Here is a 3,218-nt window from a genome sequence, read left to right as displayed (position 1 = left end):
GAAGAATGCATAAAAGAAGCTAACAAACTAATCGCTTCCAAACGAAAAAAAGGATATACCGACCCTATTCTAGGGGAAGATTACATAAAAGAAAAAACGATAACAGAAGAAGAATTTTGGGAACTACTCGCTCGTGCAAAATCGAAAGGCGAAGACCAAGAAGAACAAATAGAATGGCTCACTTCTCACCTTGCTAAACGTACAGTACATGAAATTGTAGCTTTTGACACACATATGCATCGTACTTTAAAAGCTTCCTATACGTCTCACTTATGGGCGGCTGCTTGTATAATTATGGGCGGTTGTTCGGATGATAGTTTTGATTACTTCCGCGGGTGGTTATTATATCAAGGAAAAGAAACATACGAAGTGTGTATTGAAGATCCAGAACGGTTAATTCCTGTATTAGAAAATTTGAGCGAGTATGATGTTCCAGAAATAGAAGAACTTACACTATATTTCGGACAAGAAGTATATATGGAGAAGACTGGGGATGAAGATGATACATACTTTACACTATACCATGTCTTATCAAATGAAGAATTTGAGGAAGTTGATATCGAGTTAGACTGGGATGAAGATGACGAAGTAGGTTTGAAAAAGATGTTTCCTAAGCTATGGGAAATGTACGGGGAAGAACCGATTGAGTGGTAGATGAATATTAGGACTCTGTTTAACCAATAGACAGAGTCCTTTTTTCATAAGATTCCTATTTAAGCTCTCTTTATTTCATACCACTTATCTAACAGCACCTTTTCTCTTTCAATTGAAATACCTGCCTTAAATTCCCTACCTTTCATTTCTCTCATCCACTCATACACGTCTTTAACAGTATCTTCTAACCTTCTAAAAGTAAGACCCTCTTTAACTGCGCTCTCTATATTAATAGAAAATCCACCTTTCCACGGCTTCGTTTCACCTTCTAATGCAAAAGTTTCGGGAAGCCATAATGGCATCTCTGTCCATGGCTGTACTTTATGTTCATTTATAAATGATTCATCTACCCAAACGAATTCAGCATCACTATTCGTTACCTTTTTACACGTATTTAATAGTTCTTCCATCGTCAATTCATAATTCAGACCCGTTACATTAAATGTACCCGTTTTATTGTTTTCTGCCATGTTTAGTCCAAAGCTTGCGACGTCTTTTATATCAACGAACTGCACTGGACGGTCTTTCCTTCCCGGAACTAACACTTTTCCTCCCTTTTCTACACGCCCAATCCAGTATAGAAGCCGATCTGTATAATCAAACATTCCTGAAAGAAGTCCTGCTCTTACATGTAAAACACGACCCGGCCAATAATTCTCTGCTTCTTTTTCACATAATACTTTAAGCGCACCGTAATACTCATAAGGAGATATTTCACCATTCTCTACAGCTTTTACCTTATCACTTGGTGGTTCAGGTAGTAATTTATAATCTTCTTTTATGTGATGCGGGATCCAATCTTTATATACGGAAAGGCTTGAGATGRATGTATAGTGCTTTATATTATCTTTAAGTACTTCTCCTACATTCCTAATGTGATGAGGAGAAAATCCACATGTATCTATGACCATATCCCATTTTCGATTTTCTAAACTTGAAACATCATCATCTCTATCACCGATTAGCTGCTCTACTTCAGGAAAAATTTCTTTATTTGTTCCGCGATTAAATAATGTAACTTCATACCCTCTTTTTAAAGCCTCTTCTACAAATGCTCTTCCTAAAAATCGTGTACCACCTAGTATTAGAATTTTCATGGTTCTCCCCCATTCGTGATTAAAAAYCTWTTCTTTTGTTTAACGATTTTTTGTTGTGAAAAGTTACGGTAGATTTGTTGTTTTACTTCAATTTTAATTCTACAAAAAAAGAATCCATGTTAAAAAACAAATCAACATGGATTCTTAAATAAAAAGCAATTGTTTTTATGTATCTTAATTAATTCTTTAACTCCGCACAACTTCCCCATCAACTAACTCAATAATTCTATTACACTGATTCGCTACTTCAATATCATGCGTTACAATAATAATCGTTCGTCCTTCTTCATTCAGCTGTAATAGCAAGTTCATAATTTCTTCTCCTGTTTTTCTATCTAAATTCCCAGTCGGTTCATCAGCCAAAATTATTTTTGGTTCGCCCACTAACGCTCTAGCAATTGCGACTCGCTGCTGTTGTCCACCTGATAGCTCGTCCGGTGTTTTATGCATTTGTTCTTTTAAACCTACTTTTTCTAAATAGAACTTCGCCTTATTTTCTCTTTCCCGTTGCTTTAGCTTTCTAAATGTTAGCGGTAGTGCTACGTTATCAAGTACAGTATGTTCCTTTAACAGCGCAAAGTATTGAAAAACAAATCCGATCATTTCATTTCTTGTTTTATGAACTTTATTTACTCTAATTTCACTTAATGTTTTTCCATTTAAGGAGTATTCCCCCTCACTTGGCATATCAATTAACCCTATAACGTTTAATAATGTACTTTTTCCTGAGCCTGATCGCCCCATTATCGCTATAATTTCGCCCTTATTTATCGTTAAGCTTATACCGTTTAACGCGAACGTGTTATGATTCTTATTACTATATACCTTTTTAATATCTTTTAGTTCAATTAAACCCATTATTCCATCCCCCCTATTAATGTTTTCGGTTCAAGTTTTCTAATAAACAAGAAGACAATGAGATTTGAAATAATGATAATCAGTAGTAAGAATAGGAATACAAAAAATAAAATAGGCATATTTAAATTTATATCTAGTACAGATGCCATATTAAAGTCCTTCGAAACTTGTAGATGAGTCTCATATCTCCATGAAAAGTACACTAGGGATAAAAACATACCAGCTATCGCAATACATATGTTTTCTAAAACAATTTGAATGAACATCCCTAACTTACTTTCCCCAAGAACCATCTTAATACCAAATTCTCTCCTTCTCATCATGATAGAAACAATTGTAGTTACGATAATTCCCGCTATGATAAATAAAATAAGTAGACTTCCTACTATAAGTTCGATTATTTCCGTATCCATACTACTAGTAACATCTATATTTATTTCATCACCTAAATTTTTCAAGTATAAAGTAGCATTGTTTCCCTTCAGTTGAATCGTTTCTTGTAGTTTGTTTACATCTGCATCTTTTTTTAAAGTCATAATTGTACTTTGATGTAATCTTAAAAACATTGTTTCATAATTTTCATATCTATCAATTGGCATAGGTGATAAC

General features: G+C 34.2%; 4 protein-coding genes. 1 reads left to right on the top strand and 3 read right to left on the bottom strand.

The genetic code is table 11. The features are described from left to right. On the top strand, positions 1–654 hold a 654-nt coding region (locus tag AC1DJR_RS23305; RefSeq protein ID WP_477003611.1), incomplete at its 5' end, for a DUF4240 domain-containing protein. A 59-nt stretch (positions 655–713) separates the two neighbouring features. On the opposite strand, the gene AC1DJR_RS23300 is transcribed toward AC1DJR_RS23305, so the two are convergent. The 3 genes from AC1DJR_RS23300 to AC1DJR_RS23290 form a co-directional block, all read right to left on the bottom strand. Next, on the bottom strand, positions 714–1,751 hold the full coding sequence (locus tag AC1DJR_RS23300; protein WP_477003610.1) for an SDR family oxidoreductase: 1,038 nt from the start codon (positions 1,749–1,751) through the stop codon (positions 714–716). A 186-nt stretch (positions 1,752–1,937) separates the two neighbouring features. After that, the gene (locus AC1DJR_RS23295) at positions 1,938–2,609 is read right to left on the bottom strand and encodes an ABC transporter ATP-binding protein (RefSeq protein ID WP_477003609.1); all 672 of its coding nucleotides are present in this window, start codon (positions 2,607–2,609) and stop codon (positions 1,938–1,940) included. Further along, the coding region (locus tag AC1DJR_RS23290) for an FtsX-like permease family protein (protein ID WP_477003608.1) at positions 2,609–3,218 on the bottom strand (610 nt) is incomplete at its 5' end. The genes AC1DJR_RS23295 and AC1DJR_RS23290, both read right to left, overlap by 1 nt.

It is taken from the genome of Bacillus sp. 05T31 (assembly GCF_056396725.1).
The sequence above is the reverse complement of the archived record's forward strand: the minus strand, read 5'-3'. Positions and strand labels throughout refer to the sequence as shown.

Coding starts and splice junctions, on each gene's coding strand:
- AC1DJR_RS23295 (WP_477003609.1), bottom strand. CDS start 2,609: ATGGGTTTAATTGAACTAAAAGATATTAAAAAGGTATATAGTAATAAG.